The 528-nt window shown below is 57.2% G+C and carries 1 rRNA gene; it reads left to right on the top strand.

The features are described 5' to 3' along the window. A 23S ribosomal RNA gene (locus ACFFQA_RS37990) occupies positions 1-528 on the top strand; the annotation flags it as partial.

Genomic DNA, 528 nt, shown 5'->3' with positions numbered 1-528 from the left:
AATCAGCCAAACTCCGAATGCCGGTACGTGAGAGTGTGGCAGTGAGACTGCGGGGGATAAGCTTCGTAGTCGAGAGGGAAACAGCCCAGAACACCAGCTAAGGCCCCTAAGTGTGCGCTCAGTGGGAAAGGATGTTGGGTCGCTTAGACAACCAGGAGGTTGGCTTAGAAGCAGCCATCCTTTAAAGAGTGCGTAATAGCTCACTGGTCAAGTGGTTCAGCGCCGACAATGTAGCGGGGCTCAAGCGCACCGCCGAAGCTGTGTCATTCACATATTAACTCGGCCGTACTCCTTGAGGGTGTGGTCCAGGTGTGTGGATGGGTAGGGGAGCGTCGTGTCACCGGGGAAGCGGCCGTGGAAACGAGCCGTGGAGGTGACACGAGTGAGAATGCAGGTATGAGTAGCGAAAGCAGAGTGAGAAACTCTGCCGCCGGATGACCAAGGGTTCCTGGGCCAGGCTAATCCGCCCAGGGTAAGTCGGGACCTAAGGCGAGGCCGACAGGCGTAGTCGATGGACAACGGGTTGAT

The organism is Allokutzneria oryzae, from assembly GCF_042429765.1.
Taxonomy (GTDB): domain Bacteria; phylum Actinomycetota; class Actinomycetes; order Mycobacteriales; family Pseudonocardiaceae; genus Allokutzneria; species Allokutzneria oryzae.
This window is presented reverse-complemented; position numbering and strand designations above follow the sequence as displayed.